Source organism: Methanomicrobium antiquum (genome assembly GCF_029633915.1).
Taxonomy (GTDB): domain Archaea; phylum Halobacteriota; class Methanomicrobia; order Methanomicrobiales; family Methanomicrobiaceae; genus Methanomicrobium; species Methanomicrobium antiquum.
The window spans coordinates 2,135,366-2,159,642 of the sequence record NZ_CP091092.1 but is presented as its reverse complement, the minus strand read 5'-3'; the positions used below and the strand labels follow the sequence as shown (position 1 = coordinate 2,159,642).

The 24,277-nt window shown below is 39.0% G+C and carries 23 protein-coding genes; 19 read left to right on the top strand and 4 right to left on the bottom strand.

What is annotated here, in order from left to right:
* Positions 1 to 61 precede the first annotated feature (61 nt).
* The gene (locus L1994_RS10595; protein ID WP_341275790.1) at positions 62 to 1,408 is read left to right on the top strand and encodes a TiaS agmantine-binding domain-containing protein; all 1,347 of its coding nucleotides are present in this window, start codon (positions 62 to 64) and stop codon (positions 1,406 to 1,408) included.
* A gap of 29 nt (positions 1,409 to 1,437) precedes the next feature.
* Entirely contained in the window at positions 1,438 to 2,580 is a 1,143-nt protein-coding gene (locus L1994_RS10590; protein ID WP_278099405.1) for a glycosyltransferase, read from the top strand.
* Here the strand turns inward: L1994_RS10590 and asnB are convergent.
* Positions 2,524 to 4,413, bottom strand: coding sequence for an asparagine synthase (glutamine-hydrolyzing) (asnB, locus tag L1994_RS10585; protein WP_278099404.1), 1,890 nt, complete (start codon positions 4,411 to 4,413; stop codon positions 2,524 to 2,526). The genes L1994_RS10590 and asnB overlap by 57 nt on opposite strands.
* 164 nt (positions 4,414 to 4,577) lie before the next feature.
* Between asnB and L1994_RS10580 the strand changes: the two genes are divergently transcribed.
* Positions 4,578 to 7,205: an oligosaccharyl transferase, archaeosortase A system-associated gene (locus L1994_RS10580; protein WP_278099403.1), complete on the top strand. Its 2,628-nt coding sequence runs from the start codon at positions 4,578 to 4,580 to the stop codon at positions 7,203 to 7,205.
* Between the two features lie 224 nt (positions 7,206 to 7,429).
* On the opposite strand, the gene L1994_RS10575 is transcribed toward L1994_RS10580, so the two are convergent.
* Positions 7,430 to 8,602, bottom strand: coding sequence for a YcaO-related McrA-glycine thioamidation protein (locus L1994_RS10575; protein ID WP_278099402.1), 1,173 nt, complete (start codon positions 8,600 to 8,602; stop codon positions 7,430 to 7,432).
* Between the two features lie 58 nt (positions 8,603 to 8,660).
* Here L1994_RS10575 and L1994_RS10570 point away from each other — a divergent pair, with 58 nt between their 5' ends.
* Positions 8,661 to 8,945 carry a DUF2098 domain-containing protein gene (locus L1994_RS10570; RefSeq protein ID WP_278099401.1) on the top strand — a complete coding sequence of 95 codons (285 nt, stop codon included), beginning with the start codon at positions 8,661 to 8,663 and terminating at the stop codon, positions 8,943 to 8,945.
* A 173-nt stretch (positions 8,946 to 9,118) separates the two neighbouring features.
* Here L1994_RS10570 and nikR read toward each other — a convergent pair whose 3' ends face one another.
* Positions 9,119 to 9,550 (bottom strand): nickel-responsive transcriptional regulator NikR, encoded by a 432-nt coding sequence (gene nikR, locus L1994_RS10565; RefSeq protein WP_278099400.1) that lies wholly within the window; start codon positions 9,548 to 9,550, stop codon positions 9,119 to 9,121.
* Between the two features lie 383 nt (positions 9,551 to 9,933).
* On the opposite strand from nikR, the gene L1994_RS10560 reads away from it, so the two are divergent.
* From L1994_RS10560 to L1994_RS10500, 13 genes are all read left to right on the top strand, one after another.
* A complete protein-coding gene (locus L1994_RS10560; RefSeq protein ID WP_278099399.1) occupies positions 9,934 to 11,169 on the top strand; it encodes a translation initiation factor IF-2 subunit gamma in 1,236 nt (411 codons plus the stop codon).
* Positions 11,166 to 11,546, top strand: coding sequence for a type II toxin-antitoxin system VapC family toxin (locus L1994_RS10555; RefSeq protein WP_278099398.1), 381 nt, complete (start codon positions 11,166 to 11,168; stop codon positions 11,544 to 11,546). The genes L1994_RS10560 and L1994_RS10555 overlap by 4 nt, the downstream gene beginning before the upstream one ends.
* 27 nt (positions 11,547 to 11,573) lie before the next feature.
* Entirely contained in the window at positions 11,574 to 12,146 is a 573-nt protein-coding gene (locus L1994_RS10550) for a DNA-directed RNA polymerase (protein WP_278099397.1), read from the top strand.
* Entirely contained in the window at positions 12,130 to 12,333 is a 204-nt protein-coding gene (gene spt4 / locus L1994_RS10545) for a transcription elongation factor subunit Spt4 (protein WP_278099396.1), read from the top strand. Before L1994_RS10550 ends, spt4 begins: the two co-directional genes overlap by 17 nt.
* A gap of 5 nt (positions 12,334 to 12,338) precedes the next feature.
* On the top strand, positions 12,339 to 12,824 hold the full coding sequence (locus L1994_RS10540; RefSeq protein WP_278099395.1) for a GTP-dependent dephospho-CoA kinase family protein: 486 nt from the start codon (positions 12,339 to 12,341) through the stop codon (positions 12,822 to 12,824).
* 80 nt (positions 12,825 to 12,904) lie between these two features.
* Positions 12,905 to 13,210 carry a 30S ribosomal protein S24e gene (locus L1994_RS10535; RefSeq protein ID WP_278099394.1) on the top strand — a complete coding sequence of 102 codons (306 nt, stop codon included), beginning with the start codon at positions 12,905 to 12,907 and terminating at the stop codon, positions 13,208 to 13,210.
* Between the two features lie 6 nt (positions 13,211 to 13,216).
* Positions 13,217 to 13,399: a 30S ribosomal protein S27ae gene (locus tag L1994_RS10530; protein ID WP_278099393.1), complete on the top strand. Its 183-nt coding sequence runs from the start codon at positions 13,217 to 13,219 to the stop codon at positions 13,397 to 13,399.
* A 6-nt stretch (positions 13,400 to 13,405) separates the two neighbouring features.
* Entirely contained in the window at positions 13,406 to 15,004 is a 1,599-nt protein-coding gene (locus L1994_RS10525; protein ID WP_278099392.1) for a bifunctional N(6)-L-threonylcarbamoyladenine synthase/serine/threonine protein kinase, read from the top strand.
* A gap of 794 nt (positions 15,005 to 15,798) precedes the next feature.
* Complete coding sequence (locus tag L1994_RS10520) at positions 15,799 to 17,562, top strand: CotH kinase family protein (RefSeq protein ID WP_278099391.1); 1,764 nt, start codon at positions 15,799 to 15,801, stop codon at positions 17,560 to 17,562.
* A 29-nt stretch (positions 17,563 to 17,591) separates the two neighbouring features.
* On the top strand, positions 17,592 to 18,407 hold the full coding sequence (locus tag L1994_RS10515) for a polyphosphate polymerase domain-containing protein (protein ID WP_278099390.1): 816 nt from the start codon (positions 17,592 to 17,594) through the stop codon (positions 18,405 to 18,407).
* Positions 18,401 to 19,036: a DUF4956 domain-containing protein gene (locus L1994_RS10510; protein ID WP_278099389.1), complete on the top strand. Its 636-nt coding sequence runs from the start codon at positions 18,401 to 18,403 to the stop codon at positions 19,034 to 19,036. The genes L1994_RS10515 and L1994_RS10510 overlap by 7 nt, the downstream gene beginning before the upstream one ends.
* Before the next feature lie 122 nt (positions 19,037 to 19,158).
* Positions 19,159 to 19,596 carry a hypothetical protein gene (locus L1994_RS10505; RefSeq protein ID WP_278099388.1) on the top strand — a complete coding sequence of 146 codons (438 nt, stop codon included), beginning with the start codon at positions 19,159 to 19,161 and terminating at the stop codon, positions 19,594 to 19,596.
* A 212-nt stretch (positions 19,597 to 19,808) separates the two neighbouring features.
* Complete coding sequence (locus L1994_RS10500) at positions 19,809 to 20,411, top strand: GNAT family N-acetyltransferase (RefSeq protein WP_278099387.1); 603 nt, start codon at positions 19,809 to 19,811, stop codon at positions 20,409 to 20,411.
* Between the two features lie 38 nt (positions 20,412 to 20,449).
* Here L1994_RS10500 and rnhC read toward each other — a convergent pair whose 3' ends face one another.
* A complete protein-coding gene (gene rnhC / locus L1994_RS10495; RefSeq protein WP_278099386.1) occupies positions 20,450 to 21,283 on the bottom strand; it encodes a ribonuclease HIII in 834 nt (277 codons plus the stop codon).
* A 905-nt stretch (positions 21,284 to 22,188) separates the two neighbouring features.
* Here rnhC and L1994_RS10490 point away from each other — a divergent pair.
* The gene (locus tag L1994_RS10490) at positions 22,189 to 23,646 is read left to right on the top strand and encodes an MATE family efflux transporter (protein WP_278099385.1); all 1,458 of its coding nucleotides are present in this window, start codon (positions 22,189 to 22,191) and stop codon (positions 23,644 to 23,646) included.
* A gap of 49 nt (positions 23,647 to 23,695) precedes the next feature.
* Positions 23,696 to 24,247: an RdgB/HAM1 family non-canonical purine NTP pyrophosphatase gene (gene rdgB, locus L1994_RS10485; protein ID WP_278099384.1), complete on the top strand. Its 552-nt coding sequence runs from the start codon at positions 23,696 to 23,698 to the stop codon at positions 24,245 to 24,247.
* The last annotated feature ends 30 nt before the right edge of the window (positions 24,248 to 24,277 follow it).

The window sequence follows — 24,277 nt, the reverse complement described above, 5'->3', positions numbered from 1 at the left end:
GAGGATTTAACTATATAATTAATACTGTATTATCACTCTATCACATAAAAGGAGATTTCAATTGGGATACATAAAAATAGGAATTGACGACACTGACTCGCCTGACGGAATGTGCACTACATATCTGGGTGCTCTTTTGTGCGAAAGTCTGGAAGATGAGGGCTTTAAAATAACAGAGAAGATTCTGGCCCGCTTAAATCCTAATGCACCATTTAAGACACGCGGAAATGCAGCTGTATGCATTGTTGCAGAAGAGAAATCCGGAGAGGATATGAAAAATGCATTTAATATTGCATGTTCTCTTGTAGAGAGATTTTCAGAGTTTGACTGCGAAAAGACAAATCCCGGTGTTGTTGTGTGCAGTCTGACGTCTGATGAGGATTTGAATAATTCTGTTCCGGATGAGCTTTTCAGGTTTTATAAAAAGGCCCTTTGTGATTTCTGCACAATAAAAGAGGCTGAAGAGCTTTTGGAGAAATATGGGTTTTTGTATAAGGGATGGAAGAACAAAAGAGGTCTCATTGGCGCTCTTGCCGCTGTTTCAGCAGAATTTGATGACTTTACATATGAGATTTTAGCATATAGAAATCAGTTTTCAAAGGGTATAAGGACGGTTAAAAAGGATACAATATTTTTGGCGGAAGAGAAAACATATCCTCATACATGGGATTCTGTGGATTTTGAGAACAATGTTGTCGTCTGTGTACCGCACACCCCTGACCCTGTTTTATTCGGAATCAGAGGTGAGACGCCTGACTGGGTCAGAAAAGCCCGTTCATATATAATATCTGAAGAGCCTGAGCGTGAGATTGTCTATAAAACAAATCAGGGAACTGATGCGCATTTAATCGACTCTGATATATCAGATATCCTTGACGGCCGCTCCTATAAATTAAAGGGTTTTGTCTCAAATATGCCTGTGACCGGAGAGGGAGGACATGTCTCTTTTAAATTAACTGAAAATTCTGGCGGGAGATCTGATGGAGATGAATCAGGAAAATCTGTCAGATGCATGGCATATGAACCGACAAAGGGATTTCGGGATATTGTAAGAGCACTAAGACCGGGTGATTCTGTAATGGTATGTGGAAGTTATAAAAACGAAAGCATAAATCTTGAGAAAATATATGTTGAGTCTCTAAGTGATGATATAATAAAAAAGCCTCCTGTTTGTCCCGAATGCAAAAAAAGGATGACCAGTGCCGGAAAAGACAAAGGTTACAAATGCCGTGTTTGCAATAAAAAATCAGATATTCCTGAGATTATTATTGCCGGGAGAAAAATTGCCCCGGGATGGTATGAGGTGCCTCCGGTTGCAAGGCGGCATCTTTCAATGCCACTTGTAAGGAAGGCTGTGCATGATGTTTGTAAAATTCAAGATTCAAAAATAAAATCCGGCAATATGTAAAGGTAACAGAATAATGGCAGTAGATAATTATGGTGTTTAGTTTTTCATCCCCCCTGGCGATTTTAATATTTGCTTTGGCTTTTCTTTTGATTTTAGTCGCGGCATTTCCATATCTATATTATCTTTTTGGAATAAGGTTTGGGAAAAAATCCAAAAAAACAGCCGTTCCCGACATTCTTCCCAATCTGAGCATAATAATCTCTGCATACAATGAATCAGCAGTAATCAAAAAAAGAATTGAAAACATTGCACTGTCTGATTATCCAAAGGAAAAATACAAGATTTTATTCATAGACGACTGTTCAACAGATGATACCGGTGCTCTTGCAAAGGAAGCATTTGTGGAGAATAATCTATCTTTTGAGATTTTTGTCAATACCGAAAGAAAAGGAACAAACAGATCATATAATCTTGCGATAAAAAAAGCACAGACTGATATAATAGTTACAACTGACGCAAATAAATTTTTCAGGGAAGATACTTTAAAAATTTTAATATCGGGGCTTTTAAGCGATGAAAAAATAGCCGCAGTCTGTGCTGAAGTCCGGCCTTTGCCTAAATCTTCTTCTGAAAACCTTGCCGGAATGGAGAGTATCTACAGGAGTTTTTATGGGCGTATGTGCGACTGGGAAAGTGCGGCTGACTCTACATATAACTTCAACGGAGCACTTGTAGCTTTTAAAAAAGAGATCATCCTTTCTATTAATGAAAGAAAAGGTGCTGATGATGCAAATACTGCATTTGAAGCAATTAGAAAAGGATACCGGGCAGTATATGAGGTTGATGCCGTAGTCTTTGAAAAAGTGCCTCAAAATATAAATAAGCAGTACAAACAAAAAATTCGCCGTGCAAAAAGGCTGATTGAGGCAACGCTTGCAAACACTGATCTCTTAAAGGAAAAAAGACTGTTTTCAAGACGTTTTTACCCTCTAAGAATTATGATGTATGTTTTCTGCCCCACGCTTTTCTTTGCAGGCGCAATATTATTCCTTGCAGGTGTATTTTTGATAAATCCGTTATGGACTTTTATTCTGATTGCTTCAGGAGTTTTATTTCTGTTTTTTTTCAGAAAAAATATAATATCTGCATTTGTATTAAACCAGTTTTACCTGGTCTCAGGACTTTTGCACCTTGGAAAAGATATGAGGGTCTGGGAGAGCACATCCATTTAGGCGGCTGTCAAAGAATAATCTGAGCCACAGCTCTCCACATACAATTCTCCAGATTTCTGAGGAATATCCGGTATTTCCTGACAGAAAATCATTGTACTCTTCTTTTACTTCCTCAGGGTTCCAGTATTTTCTGCTCCTGAATGACTCAGAGTTTATGACATTAAGAATATCTTCTTTTAAGTCCTCTTTCATCCAGACCTCTTCAGGTGTTGAAAAGCCCTTCTTATCCATCCTACAGCGTATTTCTTCAGGAACAATTCCTTTTATTGCTTTTCTTAAGATGTATTTTGTAACACCTTTTCTTATCTTCTGATCAGCAGGAAGTGAGGTTAAAAATTCAACAACTCTGTAATCCAAAAATGGCACTCTTGCCTCAACCGAAAATGCCATTGAAGTCCTGTCTTCCCAGTGCAGAAGATATGGCAGATTTGTAGCTTTAAGATCACTGTCCAAAGCCTCGTTTAGACTTCCCTGGTATCTTTTTAAGGGAATCTCATCTCCCCTGATAAGTCCTCTTCTTTTTTTGCGGATAAAAAACTGGCCTGTTGCATATTTAACAAAACTCCTGTGGTTTTTTAGTATTCCAAACCCTTCGGACAGTGCTTTTATTATGTGCCCTTTTATCATCAGATCTTTTATGTGGCAGTAAAAGTAAGCAATGTATCCGCCAAGCATCTCATCTGCACCCTGGCCGTCAAGAACTACCTTAACATTTTTTCCGATATCTCTCATCACACAGTATTGTGAGTAAAGAGTTAACTGCATAAACGGCTCATCGTTTGAGTATATGAGGTTGTCAATCTCGCTCCAGAGCTCTTTTGGGTTGGGACTTATGTAGTGTGCATCAACATCTGCTGAATTTACTACAGTCTTTATAAAATCACTCTCATCAAATCTTTTGTCAGAAAAAACAGCGGAAAATGTTTTTTGGGATGAATTTCTCTCCTCAGGTCTTTTATTTAGACTTTTGGAAATTTCATCCTTTTTAATCTCGTTTATAAGGGCTGTAATTGTTGATGAATCAAGGCCGCCTGAAAGGCATGTTCCTATAGAAACATCGCTTCTTAGATGCAGTTTCACAGAGTCACGAAGAAGGTCAAGGAAAGTATTTGAAAGTTCTTCATCTGAGATATTCTTAGAAACTGCATCTTTTGAAGGCTTTGTATTCCAGTATTTTCCAATCTCCACAGTATCGTTTGAAACTCTCATGAAATGAGCAGGTAAAAGCTGAAAAATTCCGTCAAACATAGTTTCATTATCGTAGTCTGAAAGACCCCATTTTAAGAAAGTTACAAATTTCGCCTCGTTTACTCTCTCACCTGTTTTAGGATTTTTGCAAAGCGCCTTTATCTCTGATGCAAATATCAGACCCTCATCTGTATATGAATAGTAAAAAGGTTTAATCCCTATTCTGTCGCGGGCACAAAACAGCTCATTATTTGTCTCATCCCATATTGCAAAAGCCCACATGCCGTTGAATCTTTCAAGACATTTGTGACCCCATTCCTCGAATGCATGGATAATTACTTCGCTGTCGGTTTTTGTTCTGAATATGTGCCCATAACCTTTTAGTTCTTCTCTTAACTCCTGGTAATTGTAAATTTCGCCGTTGAATACAAGCCATAATGTCTCATCTTCGTTTGACATCGGTTGTTTTCCTTCAGAAGAAAGATCAATTATTGAAAGCCTTCTGTGAATCAGCCCTGCTTTATCACTAATATATACTCCTGAATCATCAGGGCCTCTGTGAATAAGAGACTGTGACATATCATTCAGGAGTTTTTTGTCAGGTTTGTGACCTAAAAAGGCATACTGGCCGGCGATTCCACACATATAATACCAGTTTATTTGAAAACTATGGTTAATATGATTTTGTTGATGACCGGTTTTCTGAATAATTTTTTTGTTTATGAAAGATTGTCTTGACTGCGGATTTTTCAGATTTGATAAAAATCTATAATAGATTTAAATAAAGATATTAACTTTAGGAATAGTGCATGAATCTATCTGAATTTTCAAAATACAGGAATTATATAATTTTAGGGCTTTTGGCTGTCTTTACAGCATTTGCCCTTTGGGTCAGGATGATTCCGTCAGAAGGACTTGTATCAGTCGCCGGTGTCAACCTTTTAGGAAATGATCCATGGTACAATCTGAGGCTGATAGAGGTTATTGTGGAAAACCCCCTTTCATATCCTTGGTTTGATCCTATGACTTACTACCCTTACGGAACAGACAACTTCTGGGGCCCGATGTTTCCGATTATTGGCGCTGTAATGTGCCTCCTCTCCGGTGCATCGACACGACCTGAGATAATGTATGTGGCATCCTGGCTTCCGCCGCTTATGGGCGCGGTAATGGTGCCTTTGATGTATCTTGTAGGAGAAAAGGTTTCTGACTGGAAGACCGGCATTATTGCAGCTCTTTTTACAGCCACTATTGCCGGACAGTATGTCTATCGCTCGCTTTTTGGATTTGTGGACCACCACATAGCAGAAGTATTGTTTGGAGCGCTTTTCTGTCTTTTATACATCTACTATCTTTCATACATAAGAGAGCATCCAGTTGATTTCAAATCCATTGAATCATTAAAAGTTCCTGCAATAATTGCTGTTTTTTGTGGAATTGCATATGTAATCGGCGTTTCCAACATGCCGACAATGATTCTTTTTGCACTGATTGCATCTTTATATACAGGTCTTCAGTTCATATGGGACAGGCTGAAGGGGAAATCAACAGAATATCTTGTTTTATTGAATGTTGTAACGTTTTTAGTTGCAATTGCCGGCTTTTTATTAATCGGAATTCACCATGCAGGCATGAGCATGGCAAGATATTCAATGGGGCATATTGTTGCATACCTTGCAATAATTATTGCAACACTTGTTCTTTTTGGAATTGAGAAGGGATTAAAAGAGAAATCCTTTTCATATTATATCGGGGCACTTGCAGGTCTTGTTGTTGCAGGAATTGTCTTTATGATGTTTTTTGTTCCTGAGTTTTTCTCATTTTTTGTATCAGGATTAAGCTCATTTTTTGGGTATACAGCAACGCTTACAACAATTCAGGAGGCAAGGCACTGGGATATAGAAAGCGCATGGCAGGCTTTTAGTTATGGAATGATACTGCTTGTTTTTGGTTTTATTGTCTGTGCATGGAAATTTTTAAAAGAGTCCCGCCAGGCATACCTTTTCCTTATTATCTGGTCTTTTGTAACATTATATTCCACAACAATACAGGTGAGGTATGAATATTATCTGGCCGCAAACATAGCCATTCTTGGCGCTGTATTTGTTGCATGGGCGCTTGAATTCGGAGGCCGGGATTTGCTCTCGTATGCCGGAATAAATATTGAAAAATCAAAAACAGATGAATCAAAACCACAAACAAAAAAGAATTCGAAAACGGCTGAATCTACACCGGCACCGGCTGAATCTTCATCAAAGGCTAAGAAAAAGTCAGATAAGAAAAAACAACCGTTGCCTAAAAAACCTTCAGCAAACAGTTTGAATGCACTTGTTGCCATACTTGCAATAGTTCTTGCAGTATTTTTTGTTTATTCCTCTGCAGACATTGGTATTGCAACAGCGTCTGTGATGAAAAATGGCGGAATGACTCCTGACTGGCAGGAATCGCTCGAATGGCTTGGTGAAAACACACCTGAAACCGGAATTGACTATTATGCAGTTTACAGCCGCGATTCATATGAAAATCCCGAAGAGTCATATGGTGTTATGACATGGTGGGATTACGGGCACTGGATAACATTTATTGCAGAAAGGCCGCCGAATGCAAATCCGTTCCAGGAAGGTGTTGCAGGAAATCTGGGTTCTGCGGCTTTCTTTATTCAGGAGAGTGAATCAGAGTCCAATGAAATTTTAGATAATCTTGATACACGCTATGTGATTACAGATATTGAGATGGATACAACAAAATTCTGGGCAATGTCTACATGGTACAATCCTGAACTTATGCATGCACCATATATGCAGAATCTTGCGATGATAGGGCAGGACGGGTCATTTAGCTCTGTATCATTGAACAATGAAAGATACTACAACACAATGATCTCAAAACTGCACAACTTTGACGGTTCAATGGCAGAGCCCGGCCTTGTGTATTATATTGAGTATGCTTCAGGAGCACAATATGGAATTTCAATTCCGGTTATATCTACTGCAGCCCAGATGACTTATGATGAGGCAAAAGAAAAAGTCGATGCCTTTAATGCAGATAAAAAAGCCGGAACAGGCGCAGTTATCTTAAACTCTGATCTATTCAGTCCGACAGCAGAAGTTCCTGCACTTCGAAATTACCGTCTGATTCATGAATCCCCGACAAATGTCTTAAACAGTGGCGGATTCTTAAGTTATGTCAAGACCTTTGAGTACGTGTCAGGTGCACACATAAAAGGCGAGGGTATTATAGAAATACCTCTGAAGACAGATCAGGGAAGGGAGTTTACATACCGGCAGAAAAGCATTGACGGTGAATTTGTAGTTCCTTATTCAACAACCGGCGATAAATATGGAGTAAAAGCTCTTGGCGATTACAGAATACAGGGAACTGATAAAACATTCTCAGTTAGTGAGGATTCCGTCCTAAACGGTCTTTATATTAACTGAGGTATGAAAATTAAGTCTAAATTAAGGAAATAAACTGAGGTTATAAATTAAGGTCCACGTGATTAAGGATTTAAGGAAAACCTTCACGATAAAAATATAATGTCAGCCGGAATTTTGGTTTATGCCTGATTTTCCGGCTAAAATCTTTTTTTTATACAATTTTACAATTTTACAATTTTATAAGTTTTTATAAGTATTTCTCCTCTTATTTTTTTGGAGGCAGTTTATTTTTTCCTTCTTGATGAATCGGTATATGAAACTTCAAATCCGGGTATTATCACTCTTACAACCGGAATCTCTGTTTTGGAGAGATCTGCTACAAAGACACTGTCTGTGTGCTCTTCAAGATCTTTTAAAATGATTTTTAAGTCTTCATCGAGAAAATCTGTGCTTTTATCAGGAATTTCTGAGAATTTTACCTCGTCTTTGGCCTCTTCAAACCAGATTCTGTTTATTCTTTTAAGCCTTTCATATCCGGCTTTTTCAACAATTGCAACACGGCTTTTGTTCTCAATATCTCCTCTTATATTTCGCCCTCTTCTCTGTGCAACCTCGGTCAGGGCACGAAATGCGGCAATTTCAGGGCTTAAATGCGAACCTGAACCTATTACAAGCATCTGTGGGTCTTTTGTCAGTTCATCATCCGCGGCAGCGGCGACTGTATGAACTCCTGTTTTTCCGTCAATGTACCAGAGATGAATAATAATTCCCTGATCCTCAAATTTATTTAAAAGATTTAAAAGAGGGCCTTCTGTATCAATTACAAGTCTTTTGCCAAGGAATCTGTTCTTTTCGGCACAGCTTAGGGCATCTCTTTCGATTACCTCATACATTGCATGAAGTATTGCCTCTTCTCTGACATTTCCTGCAGCAAGTCCGTTCGCGTCACTTCTGAAAAGCTGTTGGGCCATTCCCAGAGGATCATATGGGTGATAAACAGCATTTGCAGGAACATGCATTTCAGTTTCACCTAAAAGATCCCATGCCAATATCCAGTGTGTCTCTTCTCCGATTTGCATCTCACGTGGCAGAATAAGTTCTTTTGGATCCAGTGCCTTTGTTAATCCCAGCTGTTCATAGCTTGCAAATTCCATCCTTTCGCCACGGTACTCGGCACTGAAGCGCTCGATTGCCTCCATCATTGCTGATGCTTTGGCCTCATCAGAAGTTACGCCTTTGCCATAGTTTATTTTTGTGCCGCCCCATGCCGCGGCAGGTCTTATGGCTGAAAAGACCGGAATTTTTGTTCTGTCATTGTCGGTTGTTTCAAAGACGTCAACAACGCCTATCTCCTCCATTAACGGTCTTATTTTGTCAAGGGTCTTTTTGGGCTCAACTGCCCTTTGTGTACCGCATTTGTATTCTTTTTTTACCCTGTTAATCGGGATGGCATTCATTGCAGAAGTTTTTAGACGCCCAATGTTTATATTTTAGACGCACACAAAATTATCAGATATGCAGGATGATGAATTGTCTATAGGTGCAGTTGTCAGGTACCCAAGGACAGGAACTACCGGAAAAATTGTGGAAATTTCAAATTCAGAAGGCTATACTTTTGCAAAGCTTGATTCGACAGAGCTTTTTTACAGGGCTGATATGTTAATTCCTGCCAGGTCTCTAAAAGAGAAGAAAGAGCGCACAGAAATATCAGATATTGAGAGATTAAACAGAGCTGAAGACTTAAGTTCAAAGGACTTAGAAGATGCCTTTGATGATGTAACAGGCGTTGGCGCCGGATAAGTCCGGGGAAATAAAAAATATGGGGCTTTTAAGCCTGTAAAAAATATTTTTTCATACTTTAATGCTTCTTTTTTTGAATAATTGTTTTGAATAATTTTTGAATAATTACTGGTCTTTATTCAGGTCTTTAATTCTTTAATTGTTTCAGGTATTTTATGTTTTTTTCAGGTCTTTTAATGCTGGTGCGGTTCTATAGGTATTGTTGTTAGTTTAACTGATTCAACGCCTTTTTGCGCCATTAAAGTCTCGGCAATCTTTTTAATTTCTCCGGCATCACCACGGACCAAAATGACCTCGAGGCACTTTTCGTGGCTTACATGTGCGTGAAGTGATGACTGAATTATTTTCAGATTGTCGTGCTGAATATCAGTTAACACCTGAAGAAGACCACGGTGTTCATGATCATATACCATTGTGATGACACCCTGCCTTTCTCCCTGCACATCCGACATCCACTGATAATAAGTGATATAACTTCGTATTGCATCTCGAATACCCTCAGAGCGCGATGAATATCCGCGGCAGTTTAAAATCTCATCAAATTTGTCCAGAAGATTTTTAGGAAGTGATATTCCTATTCTTGAAAGATCTGACTCGTGTACCATATTGAATCACCAAAATTAAATCTCTACAAAAACAGTCCTGATTCCCAGGAAATGTTCCTGCTTATATACAGTTTTACTTTTTGTGTCATTTGTTATAATTGTTTCTTACTTAATGTGTTTTGTAGTGTTAAGAAAAGTTGATTTAGATAGTATTTTCCCTATATATTACATGCAGGAATTTTCATATGCTCTTTTATCTGACTATCAGAGCAATTTGGCCGGCCTTTTAAATTCTTTTTATATCCATACCAAAGTTTATTGATTACCTGATTATAAATATATACAGAACATTTGCATTTTTGTACTGTTTTTTCTCTGGTTTTACTATCACAGAGCAGGTATAAGTAATGTTGACATATATTTATAAGGAGGTTTGAGAAGTAGTGAGCGGCGAATTAGTCCCCGATGTTAATATTGGTCTTGTAGGGCATGTGGATCATGGCAAGACCACTCTAGTTTCAGGAATCACAGGTCAATGGACTGACAGGCACAGCGAAGAGATAAAGCGTGGTATATCCATCCGTCTTGGATATGCTGACGCAACAATATACAAATGCACAGACTGTGAAGGTCAGGAATCATATTCAACAACAGAGGAGTGCAAAAACTGCGGCGGAAAATGCGAGCCGTACAGGACAATATCATTTGTTGACGCACCAGGGCATGAGACTTTAATGGCAACCATGCTTTCAGGCTCGGCACTCATGGACGGTGCAATGCTTGTAATTGCGGCAAACGAAAAATGTCCACAGCCTCAGACAAAAGAGCACCTGATGGCTCTTGAGCTTGTTGGAATTAAAAATATCATAATAGTACAGAATAAGATTGATGTTGTATCACAGGAACAGGCACTTGCTCACTATAAACAGATAAAAAAGTTCGTTAAGGGAACAATTGCTGAAAATGCGCCTGTTATCCCTGTATCTGCTCAAAAGGGCATAAATATCGGAGCTCTTTTGTCTGCAATAGACGAATATATTCCATCTCCAAAACGCAATCCAAGCGATGATCCGCTGATGCTTGTTGCAAGATCTTTTGATATAAACAAACCCGGATGCAGTTGGCGTGATGTAAAAGGCGGCGTTATCGGCGGTTCACTTACACACGGGATTTTTCTGGAGGGTGATGAGATTGAGATTCGCCCCGGCAGAAAAGTGGAGGCTGAAAATCAGATACACTGGGAGCCTATAACTACAAAAGTAACGACAATCAACGCCGGAACAAAGAAGGTCCCTGAGGCAACCCCTGGTGGTCTGTTAGGGATCGGAACAAAGCTTGATCCAGCCATCACCAAAAGCGATGCACTTGCAGGACAGGTTGCAGGACACCCCGGAAAACTTCCCCCAGTCTGGGATAAACTTTCCTTTAGTGTTTCCTTAATGGAAAGGGTTGTCGGCGCTGATGATGAATTTACAATCGAACCTCTTAGGCACAAAGAGCCCTTAATGCTCTCCGTCGGAACAGCAGTCACAGTAGGTGTTGTAATAAACACAAAGAAGGATATTGTTGAAGTTGTTCTAAAAAGACCGGTATGTGTATCGGTCGGCTCACGAATCGCTATCAGCAGGATGGTCGGCGGACGCTGGCGTCTTATCGGAATGGGAACTCTGGTAGAGTGAAAGTATTATTCGATGCAAACGCACTGATGATTCCCGGACAGTTCGGAGTTGACATATTCTCTGAAACGGAGAATCTTGTAGGATCGTTTGATCCGGTAACAATAAAAGGCGTTGTGGCAGAACTTGAAGGTCTTTCCCTCGGTCGCGGACGGGATGCGTCAGCCGCACGGGTTGGCCTCTCATTGTCGCGCCGGTGCACTGTTATCGATAATGTCAAAAGCAGTATCCCTGTCGATGATATGATTGTAAAGACCGCAGAAGAGATGGACTGTATGGTTCTGACCAACGACAGGGGGCTTAAAAATAAGCTTCTTGAAAATAATATTGATGTGATAGTACTTAGAAATCAAAAGACTCTGGAGATAATCAGAGGCTGAATTTACAGGCAGAATGGTGAATTAAAGATGTATTATAAGATGAGACTTCAGGACAAGGTGCGTGTCCCGCCGACCCGCCTTGGAGAGGACTTAAGTGTTGTTGTCCTCGATGAACTTCAAAAACAGCTTGAGGGCAGTATTGACAAGGATATCGGCATTTTCATTGCCGTCACTGAAATCCATGCCGTGGGTGAAGGCGATATTATTCCGAGTGATGGTGCAGTCTATTACTATGTCGAATTTGACGCAGTAGTTCTTCGCCTTTCAATGCAGGAGATTGTTGAAGGAGAGGTTGTTGAAACAACAAGCTTCGGAGCGTTTGTCTCACTTGGACCAATTGATGCGATGCTTCACGTCAGTCAGATAAGTGATGATTTCATCAATTTCGATGAGAAGAATGCAAGACTTATCTGTCAGGAATCAAAGCGCCAGATTGCAGTGGGAGACGGAGTCCGTGCCCGTGTTGTTTCACTGAGTCTTTCCGAGCGTGATCCGCGTGAGAGTAAGATTGGTCTTACTATGAGGCAGGCGGGTCTTGGTACTGAATCATGGATAACAGATGAGCTTGAAGGAGCAAAAGCAGATGCCGCCAAGGAGTAAGAAGCAGGTTCGTGTATGTAGAAACTGTCATCATGTAGTTGACGGAGAATCGTGTGTTACCTGCGGAAGCTCAAATTTAAGCGATGACTGGACCGGATATCTATATATTGTCGATCCAAAAAGATCAAAAATTGCAGAAAAGATGAATATTGACATGCCCGGACGGTATGCCTTAAAAGTACGCTAGAAAGTATGTGGTATCTTCCGGAGTCTGAGAGAGTTAAGTTTAAAGAGCCTTTTGGTGCTCTTTTTCCTGACATTGACAGTGCCTTAAAATACCTTGGTGATGCGCCAATATATGCTGTTGGCGATGTCGTCACAAGAAACTTAAGACGAAAGGGCATTGTCCCACAGCTTTCGGTGATTGACGGAAATACAATGCGTGAACCCTGCAAATGTACACCTCTTCTGCCTGTAAAAAGAATTGAGGTAAAAAATCCTGCCGGGTTTATTACAGAAGAGCTTATCTGTGCGCTTCGTACAGGTGTTGATAATTCACCAGCACTTGTGCATGTTGAGGGAGAAGAGGATTTGGCGGTAATTCCGCTTGTAATGATGTTGTCTGAGAAGAGCGCAGTGTTATACGGACAGCCGTGTGAGGGTGTTGTAGTCAGAATTGTTGATTCCGCCTCAAAAAAACGTGCAGAAGAACTTTTTTCACTTTTTGTTCAGGTTTGATCTGAATTTTTTTATAAATTTATATAATTGTCAGGCTGTTGGTTTTAAATAAATATGTGGACAATATTTGAGGGATATCGATGGACTTCGAATTTATAAGAGATGAGGAAAACAAGCTTCTTAACCGCACAGAGCTTGATTTTGTTCTTAAATACGAAGGCGCAACACCTTCCAGAAAAGAGATAATGGGAAAGCTTTGCGCACTTCGCAATGTGAATATGGCAAACTGTGTTGTTGATTCACTTGAGGGCGAGTTTGGAAAGCAGGAAATTGTTGCATCTGCACGTATTTACGAGAACGTAGAAGATCTTAAGGCAACCGAGCTTGATTATATTGTCAAACGCTGTCATGCTGAAGAAGAGAAATCTGAAGAAGCGGAGGCCTGAGGCGTCATGGCGGCAAAGAAACAACAGACAAAATCTGCTGTTAAACGCTCATCCATGTACAAGGTTGAGGGCGACAAGGCTGTAGCACAGCGCAGAAACTGCCCACGCTGCGGTCCCGGTGTATTCATGGCACAGCACAGCGATCGTGTTGCATGCGGCAAGTGCGGATATACAGAATTCAACAAATAAGTAATAATGCCTGGAAGTAGGCAAATACTGGGTATTGAGGGGACAGCGTGGAACCTCAGTGCCGCTGTTTTTGGAGAGGAGTTAATCTCCCTGCATTCAAATCCATATAGCCCGCCAAATGGTGGTATTCATCCCCGTGAGGCCGCACAGCATCATGCCGCCGTTTTAAAGGATGTTGTCTCAAAGGCTCTTTTGGATGTTGATTTAAAAGATATTTCAGGAGTTGCTTTTTCACAGGGTCCGGGTCTTGGGCCATGCCTCAGGACTGTTGCAACCGCGGCACGCTCAATTGCTATTGCACTAAACGTTCCTTTAATAGGCGTTAACCACTGCGTTGCGCATGTTGAAATCGGGAGGCATACCTGTGGCTGTGATGATCCAATAGTTTTGTACGCAAGCGGAGCTAACACGCAGGTTTTAGGATTTTTAAAATCAAGGTACAGGATTTTTGGAGAAACTCTGGATATCGGCCTTGGAAATGCCCTTGACAAGTTTGCAAGAAGCCGTGGTCTTCCACATCCCGGCGGTCCTCTGATTGAAAATTATGCAAAAAAAGGCTCTCCTGTAAACTTACCCTATACTGTTAAGGGAATGGATCTTGCGTTTTCCGGTCTGATGTCGGCCGCAAAGGACTGTAAAGCACCAATTGAAGATGTATGCGCCGGATTTCAGGAGACTGCCTTTGCAATGTGTGTTGAGGTGACAGAACGTGCCCTTGCCCATTCCGGAAAGAATGAGGTTTTGCTGGTCGGGGGTGTCGGTGCAAATGAGCGTTTAAGAGAGATGCTTCTTGTAATGTGTGAGGAGAGAGGTGCTGAATTTTTTGTTCCTGAAAAAAAGTTCATCGGCGACAACGGTGCAATGATTGCTTATACCGGAAAAATCATGCTTGAGGCCGGCCAGACAATTCCGGTTGAAAATTCCGGTGTTAATCCTTCATACCGCTCAGATGATGTCAGTGTTTTATGGCGCCGTGATACCGGAGATATCAGCTATGGAAAGGCAAATCTCATTGAAAACGGAACTGCACGGGGTGCAGAGGCTGTTGTAACAATTTTGGGTGACGACTATGTAGTAAAGCGCCGGCTTTCAAAGGGATATAGAAATAAAGAGCTTGACCGGCAACTTATTGCAGAAAGAACCCGTGCCGAAGCACGAGTGATTTCGCTTGCAAGAAGAGGCGGCGTTTTAACACCAATAATAAAAGATGTCACAGATGACAGCCTTGTGATGGAAAATATCAAAGGTGATATGCTAAAACTTGTTTTAACAGATGATAATGTCTTTAATGCCGGAATTTTGGTTGGACGTCTTCACAAATGCGGAATAATCCATGGCGATCTTACAACCTCAAATATTATTGTGGGGGGTAAAAGCGGTCATGTCTGTTATCTCATTGATTTTGGCCTGTCTTACATCTCTTCCGAGACTGAGTCGCGCGGGGTGGATGTTCATGTATTTTTCCAGACTCTTGAGAGTACAGCACCGGGACATGATAATCTGGCAGTTTCATTTTCTGAGGGTTATAAATCAGCATTTGTGGATGCAGACTCAGTATTGGAGCGTGTTTTGGAGATAAAACAAAGAGCAAGATACCTCCATTGAATTATAATGTCAAATTTATCAAAAGAAGCTTAAATATTTCTTTTTACAATCATCAAAAGCCATATTATTTTAATTTATATATTTTAATAGGCAAAAGGCGTATATACTTAATCTGAGTATGATATCATATGGCAAAAAACCAGAAATCAGAAGGAAAGAACTTTAAAAACGAAGTAAAATCAAAGGAATCAGCACCTGCACAGGTACAGTCCGGAAAGAATCAGAAGAGAAGATAAGAAAGCGCAAAAAACAAAAGGTAAATTTAAAAAATTATTTTTGAATTGTATAACAGAGGAGATTCTTCTCCTCAATTTAGATTAATGAACGGACCTTAATTTTATTTCCTGAAATTAAACAAAATGCCTTAAATTTAGGGTTTATAATACCCCAAATTTACTGCAAAAATATAAACGCGTTTTTTTAGGCTCTTCGCTGTTTTGAATGGGTGAAATTTAATCAGTTGGATCAGCAATTCAGCCAGAAATCTCAGGAATTGATCAGTTAGATTAAGGAATGTGTTATAATCCTGCTGAAAACCCGGATGATTCAGTAGAAGTTGTAATAACTACCCACACGATCTGACGAAGAGCCTTTTTTTGCTGAATTTGCCTTTCCAAAATAAAAACTGAATTTTTAGATGTATTTGAACTGGCTGAAAATGCAGATGATATTAAAAATAATGCAATGATCCCTGACTGATAGTACTTAGCAGTAGCAAATAGATCTATCTCTGGTTTAACCATGTGTATATGTATCATTGATATAACATAATGTAAAATAAAGTATACATAGATATGAAGACAGATCTAAAAAATCAGAAAAATTTTGAAGAAGAGGCAAGGACTGTAAACATCCTGACATTTAAAAGAATATATTTCATTTTTACACTGTCACTTCTTTTATTTGTATTGCTGATTTTCAGCTGTGGATGCGTTGATGCCGGAAACGGGGATGAAATAACAGCTGAAGAACCTTCATGGAATAAAGACAATTTGTCGCATGGCAGCAATGTAAACCCGGACTACTCAACCGTATTTCCTGACGATGAGGTTCAGGTCATAAACATTAAAATCTCTCCTGAAAACTGGCAGATGATGCTGGACAATATGACTGAAATTTACGGAGAATCGGGAACTTCTGGAACTTCAGGTATGCATGGCCCGAATACGGGTGAGAGAAATGGAAGTACGGAAATTAATTTAGAGAATTTAAATGCTCAAAATCGTAACATCAGCGGAGTTATGGCTCAGGAAATGTCTAATGGTGGTAAAGACGGAATGGAGAATGAAATAACACCAGTCTATGTTACATCTGATGTCACATTTGAAAATCTTGAATGGGAGGATGTTGGTATTCGCTTTAAAGGACAGATGTCTCTTAGAGAATCATGGAGTAAAGGGAGTGGCAAGATATCATTCAAATTAAACTTTGACAAATTTGAGGATGAAAATCCGGCAATAAAAAACCAGAGATTCTATGGTTTTGATGAATTAAATCTTCAGAGCGCCTATGGTGATGACTCACTGATGCGTGATATGATAGTGCCCAAAATATTCCGTGAATCAGGTGTTCCTGCACCTTATACGGCATTTTACAGAGTTTATGTTGATTTCGGAGAAGGTCCAGTATATTTTGGCCTTTACACAATGGTCGAAAGTATTGAAGATACTGTAATTGAAACCCAGTTTGAAGGTGACTCAGGAAATGTCTACAAACCGCAGGGACAGGGAGCAACATTTATTGAAGGAACATTTGATACAGAAGCCTTTGAGAAGAAGACAAATGAGGATGAGGCAGACTGGAGTGATGTCGAATCATTATATGAAATTTTAAATTCCGACCTGAGAACACAAAATTCGGAAGAGTGGAGAGAAGAGCTTGAATCGGTTTTTGATGTTGATGAATTCCTCAGATGGCTGGCAACAAACACTGTTATCCAAAACTGGGATACATATGGCGGAAATTGCCGGAATTTCTACCTCTATACAGATCCATCTAATGGCAAAATAACCTGGATACCATGGGATAATAATTATGCACTGAGAGGTGGCATGAGTGATAATTCTGCCGATTTCCCAGGAGAAAAACAGGGCCTGCTGAGAGAAATTCCTGGTAGTTCTGCAGGAGAAATGCAGATGAATATGCCTGAAAATATCTCCCCGGCAGGAGTTTTAACTAAAGAAAACAAGGATGATTTTGGTCAGGGTATGGGTGGCAATAAAGGAGGAGGTATGGGAAATTCTCTTTCTCTTAGCCTTGATGATGCAGGGGATGAATGGCCCCTGATTAGATATCTGGCTGATGATCCGGTTTATTATGAAAAATATATTGAATATCTGGAAATGGTGGCAACTGAATCATTTGAACCTCAAAAGATGGAGGAGTTATATACCCGCTATCATTCTATGATTGAACCTTATGTAACAGGCACGGAAGGTGAAACTGAAGGTTATTCACATCTGAACAGCCCGAATGATTTCACTGAGTCACTGGATGAATTAATAGATCATTCTTACAGCCGTAATAATGCGGTTATGGCATTTATCTCTGAAAAATAGCAAAAAACCAATAATGTGGGGATTTAAATATGGAACCAACAGCAAGAAAAAACCAATATGGTACAAATAATATATTAGGTAATATTTTATCCGGAACAAAAAAATATGAAGAAATAACCCTTGATGAACTGAAAAAATCTGATGCCAGTCTCATGAGCAGGCGGGAATCAAAATATCTGATGAAATTTGAGGATTTCATGGGAATAATCCCTGGATTGTCAGAGGATTATAGAATCCTTAATGTTGACGGCTGTACATTAAGCGGTTATGAAACTGTCTATTATGATGACAATTCCTTTATAACCTATAATCAGCACCACAGCGGAAAGCTGAACCGTTACAAGTTAAGAACCCGCCGTTATCTCTCTTCAGGTGAGAGCTATGTGGAGATTAAGGAAAAGAAAAACACCGGAGTTACGATAAAGAGGCGTATTGGAACCAGTGAATCCGGAATACTTCCAAAAGAAGAGCAGGATTTGTTTCTGAAAACCAACTTTCCATATGACTATCATGATTTTCATCCGGTTATGACAACAGAATATTCAAGGGTTACTCTTGTATCAAAGAATTACGATGAGAGAATGACATTTGATTTTGGCCTGACATTCAGCAGTTGTGATAAGAGAATATCATTGTCGGGAGTTGTGATTGCTGAAGTAAAAAGCGGCAAAAATCCAACAGATTCAAAAGCACTCTCTGTGTTGCAGTACTCCGGCATCCGGAAGAGAAGCTTTTCGAAGTACTGCATCGGGGTCTCTCTACTCTATGAAAATCTCAAGCACAACCGGTTCAAGCCAAATCTGATTTACCTTTCCCGTTTATCCGGAGGTGAGGCGTTGTGCTGACAGATTCAACTCTTTTTTTGATTGCAGGCTTTGTCCTTAATTTCATCAGTGCGTTTATAATTATAAGATTCATCTACTATCCGAAAAAAAGCGGGCACAACTTCATATTTACATTTCTTGCATTCAATGCGATAGTATATTTTATAATGGGCCTTTTCACCAGCATAGAACTCTCGATAGGTGCAGGTTTTGGACTTTTTGCCCTTTTTTCCATTCTTAGATACAGGACGGAAACTGTCCCGATAAGGGAGATGACATATCTTTTTGTTATGGTTGCCCTTCCAATACTGAACTCAGTGCTTTTTGAATCTGGTGAGTACAGCAGAATTATTGCTATAAACCTGATGCTTATCATTGTTATCTGGATTCTTGAAAACGGCTGGGGCTTTAAAAGTGAGCCAATGCAAAAGGAGGTTCTGTATGAAAAGATAGAATTTGTAAAGGCAGGCAGAAAGGAGGAGATGATTGCGGATTTAAAACAGAGAACCGGACTTGACGTTTTTGATGTTGAAGTGGATAGGATTGATTTCCTCCGCGATACTGCTGAAATTAAAATATTTTATTTCGAAGATTCTGCAGAAAAACAAAACATCAAAAACAAAATAGGGGTGTCAGAGAAATGTGACTAGTCAGAAATTTTTAGAATATCTGAATCTGCTGATAAATTCATCAGATTATCAGAAAATATTTCCCAAAATAAAAGGTGTAGTGGATCAGAAAAAAAATATAGATAAAGATATGAGGAGATAATATGGAAAAAAAGATTAAAAATAAAATAATTTTAATTTTTGCAGTTTCAATGACTGTTTTTTGTTTGTTTACAGGGGGATGTACATCACAGACAGAATCATCTTCTGAAGTAACAGTGCCGGCAGATTCCGGAATTAACCCTGGTGAAATGAGAAGTGAAGAAATGCCTCCGGGGGGAATGAATGTAACGGGTAATGCTGAAGGCATGGGTGAACCCGGAGATGTTCGTGGAGGACCTGATTTGAATATGGCCGCTGAAACTCTTGGGGTTACTGTTGAGGAGCTGGAAACAGTTCTTGGGAATATAGAGGGAAAATTACAGGTTGATCTGGATGCGGCTGCATCAGAACTTGGAGTAACTGTTGAGGAGCTTGAAGATGCTCTTGGGCCTTTAGGTAACAGGGCTATGCCTGAGGGTACATCTCCAGCAGAATCCTGAAAAAACCTTTTTATACCACAATTTTTTAATTAGAATATCCTGTTACATATCTGATTTTAAAAAATCAGATGATCTTAGGGGGAAAAACACAAATTTTAATAATTTTTCAACCAAAGACTGCCTTTGGTGAGAAATACCCCTGTTTTGGAGAATTTGTTTTCGTGTATTTTATTGTTCATCAGATGAATAAAATTTTAGAGGTGTTGATTTCTATGAAAAATGCATATTTTGGAGAGACTCTTTCATTTTCATATATGACTGGTGAAGATATATTTCCTGTATCTCGGATGCTTGAGAAAGAATCTGTATGCAAATGGCTGTTTTTTGGGCCGAACTCTTCAGATATGACAAGAAAATATTTCGAGCCGCTAATAGATGCTATGGAGAATGACATTAAGGCCAAAAATCAATTGAAAACCCACATCTTTACAATAAGAGAGAGGATTTCCGGTCATTTTGTTGGTCAGTGTGCCCTGCTCCCGGTTGACTTTTCCGAGGGGTCATATACTGCGGCTTATCAGCTTGATGATATCTGCTGGAGGAGGGGTTACGGCTTTGAAGCATGCAGATTTTTGGTTTACTACGCTTTTTTTGTATGCGGCGGATACAGGATTAATGCTGACTGCGCAAAAGAAAACACGGCTTCCTGCAGGATTCTTGAAAAGTGCGGTTTTTTAAAAGAGTGTAATCAGGAAAAATATTGGAATTATAAAGATTCTTTTCACGACAGGGTCTTATATTCACTATTGTTTGAAAATATACCCCTGAATTTTCAGGAATCATTGAAAAATGAGTTTGAAGAAAGCCTCTTTTAGTTTTGGTTTTGAAAATTCATGTATTTTGGATGAATCATTTATTTTGTTAATTCTTTGGTTGTTTTGAAATGAACTTTTGCAAATTCTAAAAGACCTTTTTCTCCTTTCTCTTTAAGAATTCTTTTTCCTGCGAAGATTACTGAATCTGATGCTCCCTTTGGAAGAGTAAATCCTGCATTTTTCGAGAGTTTTTCTAATTTTTCCAAAAATCTGTCCCTTGCAAGGATGGATGCCGCGGCAACTGCTATGTTTCTCTCTGCCTTTGTCACCTGAATAAGATTTACTTTTCTTCCTCTTTCCTGAAGTTTTGAAAGGATATATCTCTCGTTTCCGAATTTATCCGAAATTACAGTCCTACATTCCTTTTTAGATAAAACCTCTTCAATTGCCTTTGCATGTGCCCATGCAAGAAGTGTGTTTAAGTTTTTGTTTTCGCTCCTGAACTGTTCATAAAGCCGGTTGTACCTTTCAGGTGATATCTCAATTACTGAATAATAATTATGGCACTTTTCTTTGATTTTTTTTGCAATCACCAATATTTCTTTATCAGTTAAAAGTTTGCTGTCTTTAACACCAATTTTTTTTAAAAAAACTGCTGTATTCTCATCGACATACATTCCGGCGGCAACAAGCGGCCCGAAATAATCCCCCTTTCCTGATTCATCTGTACCAATAAGAGGGAAGGGAAGATTCTCAGGGGGAATGCCTGTATTTCCTGTCCGGCTGGTATCTTTTTTTTCATTAGTTTTTTCAACAGTCATTTTAGCGGTTTTTTTACCATTCATTTCATCTGAATAATTTTTATTGTATTTGAAAGCTGATTCTGATTTTATTTTGGCAGTGGTTGCCGATTTTGGATATGTGACTTTCATCACTGGTGGTGGATTTAAAATTTCTTTTAAGCGTGAAGCAGACTCCGGTTTTTTAACCTGTGATAGATCAAAAGTGGTGTTTCCAATTTTATTTTTGTATATTCTTAAAATTTCTTCATTTTTATCGAAGATAACTTTGAACTGGATTCCATATGGTATTTTTTTAAAACCGGCTGTTAAAAACCCCTTATTTTTAAGAATGCTTTTTATATTCTCATATAATTCAGGAAGAGTGTCGTCAGGATTAATTTTTGGATAACTGGTTATGAAAGCACATCCTTTTTAATTAAAATCACGCTGTGATTTACATGAAATTTTATATGAAACTTTTTTAATTTTTATATGAAACTTTTTTAATAAACGTTCATGAAACAAATTTTTCATACAATGTTTAATGAAAATCATGATTTGATTTTACATTGTAAATCATCTGTTTCATGAGACTTATTTTTGACATTTGATTGCAGTTTTGATATTTTTTATCTTTATTATTTGCCGGAATTTCTTTCTAAACTGCATATGTTTGTTAAGTTTTATTATCATTAATTTCTATATATATTAAGTCCGCCGGAACAAAAACGGGCGCTGAAATTCAATAATCCTGAATTTTTTTGCAGTATACAAAAGTCAATAATCACCTCCCGGAAAAACAAAAAGCAGGTATCTGCTTTTACAATACTTCAGTTTACTGTGAAAATTACGTTGTGAATCACCTGATATGTTGGTATGAGACATTTGTTTTATGAGCAAGAATTTACCATGAAAATCACTTTGTTATTTATATGAAACAGTTAGCATGAAACCTTAGTTTCATGAACGTTTTTAAAAAAAAGTGTGTTTCGAACAACTCAGGAAGATCTCAGTGCCCGGCGTATAGCTTTAGAATTTAAATAAAGAGTGTTTATATGTCAGATAATTCAAAAGAAAATATGTTAAATAAAAATTCAGACTCCTCATCCGGAACGGATAATAAATTTGAGGCCGGTATGACAAAAGGAGTGACTCTTCTAACCGGAGATCCCAAAAAAGCGATAATCAGCCTTTCAGGTCCGATGATTGTTGCGATGCTAATTTTTTCCGTTTACAATCTTGTTGATGCTGTATGGGTTTCAGGTATCAGCTCAAATGCATTAGCGGCAGTCGGGTTTGTAATGCCGGTTTTCATGATAATTATCGGGTTTGGAAACGGTCTTGGGGCAGGTGTGACTTCAGTAATTTCAAGGCTTATTGGGGCACATGACAAGGCCGGTGCAGAAAATGCAGGTGTACACTCGGTTATTATGATAACGGTGTTCTCTTTAGTTCTGACAATTCCTTTAATATTTTTACTCGAACCTGTCATGATTGCGATGAATGCCGGTGACGCAACAGAACAGGCAGTAATATATGGTCAAATCGTATTTTTGGGCACTATTTTGTTCTTGTTCTCAAATGTAGGATATGCAATCCTAAGAGCAGAGGGCGATACAAAAAGACCAATGTATGCAATGGCAATTTCTGCTGTTTTAAACATGGTTTTAGACCCTGTAATGATCTACTGGATGGGTCTTGGAATTGCCGGTGCGGCATGGGCAACAATTATTTCGATCTTTACTGTAAATGTGGTTATAATCTACTGGTTTTATGTAAAGAGGGACTCTTATCTCTCGCTGAAGCTTGAAAACTTCTCTTTCAACCCTAAAATTTTAAAGGATATTTTGGGTGTCGGAATTCCTGCAAGTTTTGAATTCTTCTTAATGTCAGTTGTGCTTGTGATAATAAACCTGATATTAGTAGATGTTTCAGGAACAGATGCAGTAGCGGTCTATACAGGCGGATGGCGTGTTGTTATGTTTGCGATTATTCCGATAGCCGCAATTGCAACCTCGGCAGTATCGGTATTCGGAGCAAATTATGGCGCCAGAAAATTTGAAAATTTAAAGACGATTCTGAATTTTTCATTAAAGATTGGAATTATTATCAGTCTTGCAACATCAGTTGCGACATGGTTTTTGGCGCCTTTTATAACAGTATTATTTACATATTCGCCTGAAAGCGTGCACCTTGTACCTTTATTTATTGGATTTTTACAGACGATGTGTATCTTTTATCCGTTTGCTGTGCTTGGAATGATGGCTTCAGCGCTATTTCAGGGAACAGGGCGTGGAATAACATCATTTATCATAAATGTGTTTAGAAATCTGATATTCATTGCAGTATTTGCATATGTGATGGGCGTTGTTTTAGGTATGGGTCAGTTTGGAGTATGGTATGGTATTGTGCTTGGCGATATTTTTGGCGGGGTTTTAGGTTATTTCTGGGCGCTTTTCTACCTTAAAGTTCTTTTAAAGCACCAGAAGAAGCCTTCAGCCGTGGCTTTATAGAATTTTTTTTATTTTTAAAAGTAAGAAGAAAATTAAAGAGGAGATTTGAATGTTTGAGATAACTGTTGTCACAGGAAATGTGAATAAGGCAAAAGAGGTTGCATCTTTTTTTGAGGGAATTGCCAGTGTCGGTCATGAAAAGATCGAACTTTTGGAGATTAAGGGCGATGATGTAGAAAAAATTGCGAGAGAAAAGGCGATTTGTGCATATTCTATCCTTAAAAAACCTTTAATTGTTGATGATACCGGATTTTACATAAAAGCTTTAAATGGCTTTCCAGGTGCATATGCGGCATATGTTCTTGACACAATCGGAATGAATGGAATTTTGAGACTTATGGAAGAAAAAGATGACAGAAGCGCTTATTTTGAAACTGCAGTTGCTTATGCCGATGAGAGTGGGGTATTCGTATTTAAGGGAAGGGTGGATGGTCAGGTTACACTGTCGCCTCGTGGAGAGATGGGTTTTGGATATGATCCTGTCTTTGAAGTGGGGAATCGAACCTTTGCAGAGATTGAAATCTCCGAAAAATCTATAATCTCACACCGCGGATGTGCACTTTCGGGATTTAAGGAATGGTTTTTGAAAAACAGAGCCTGAAATAAATCTTTTTTTATAACTTTTCTCCTG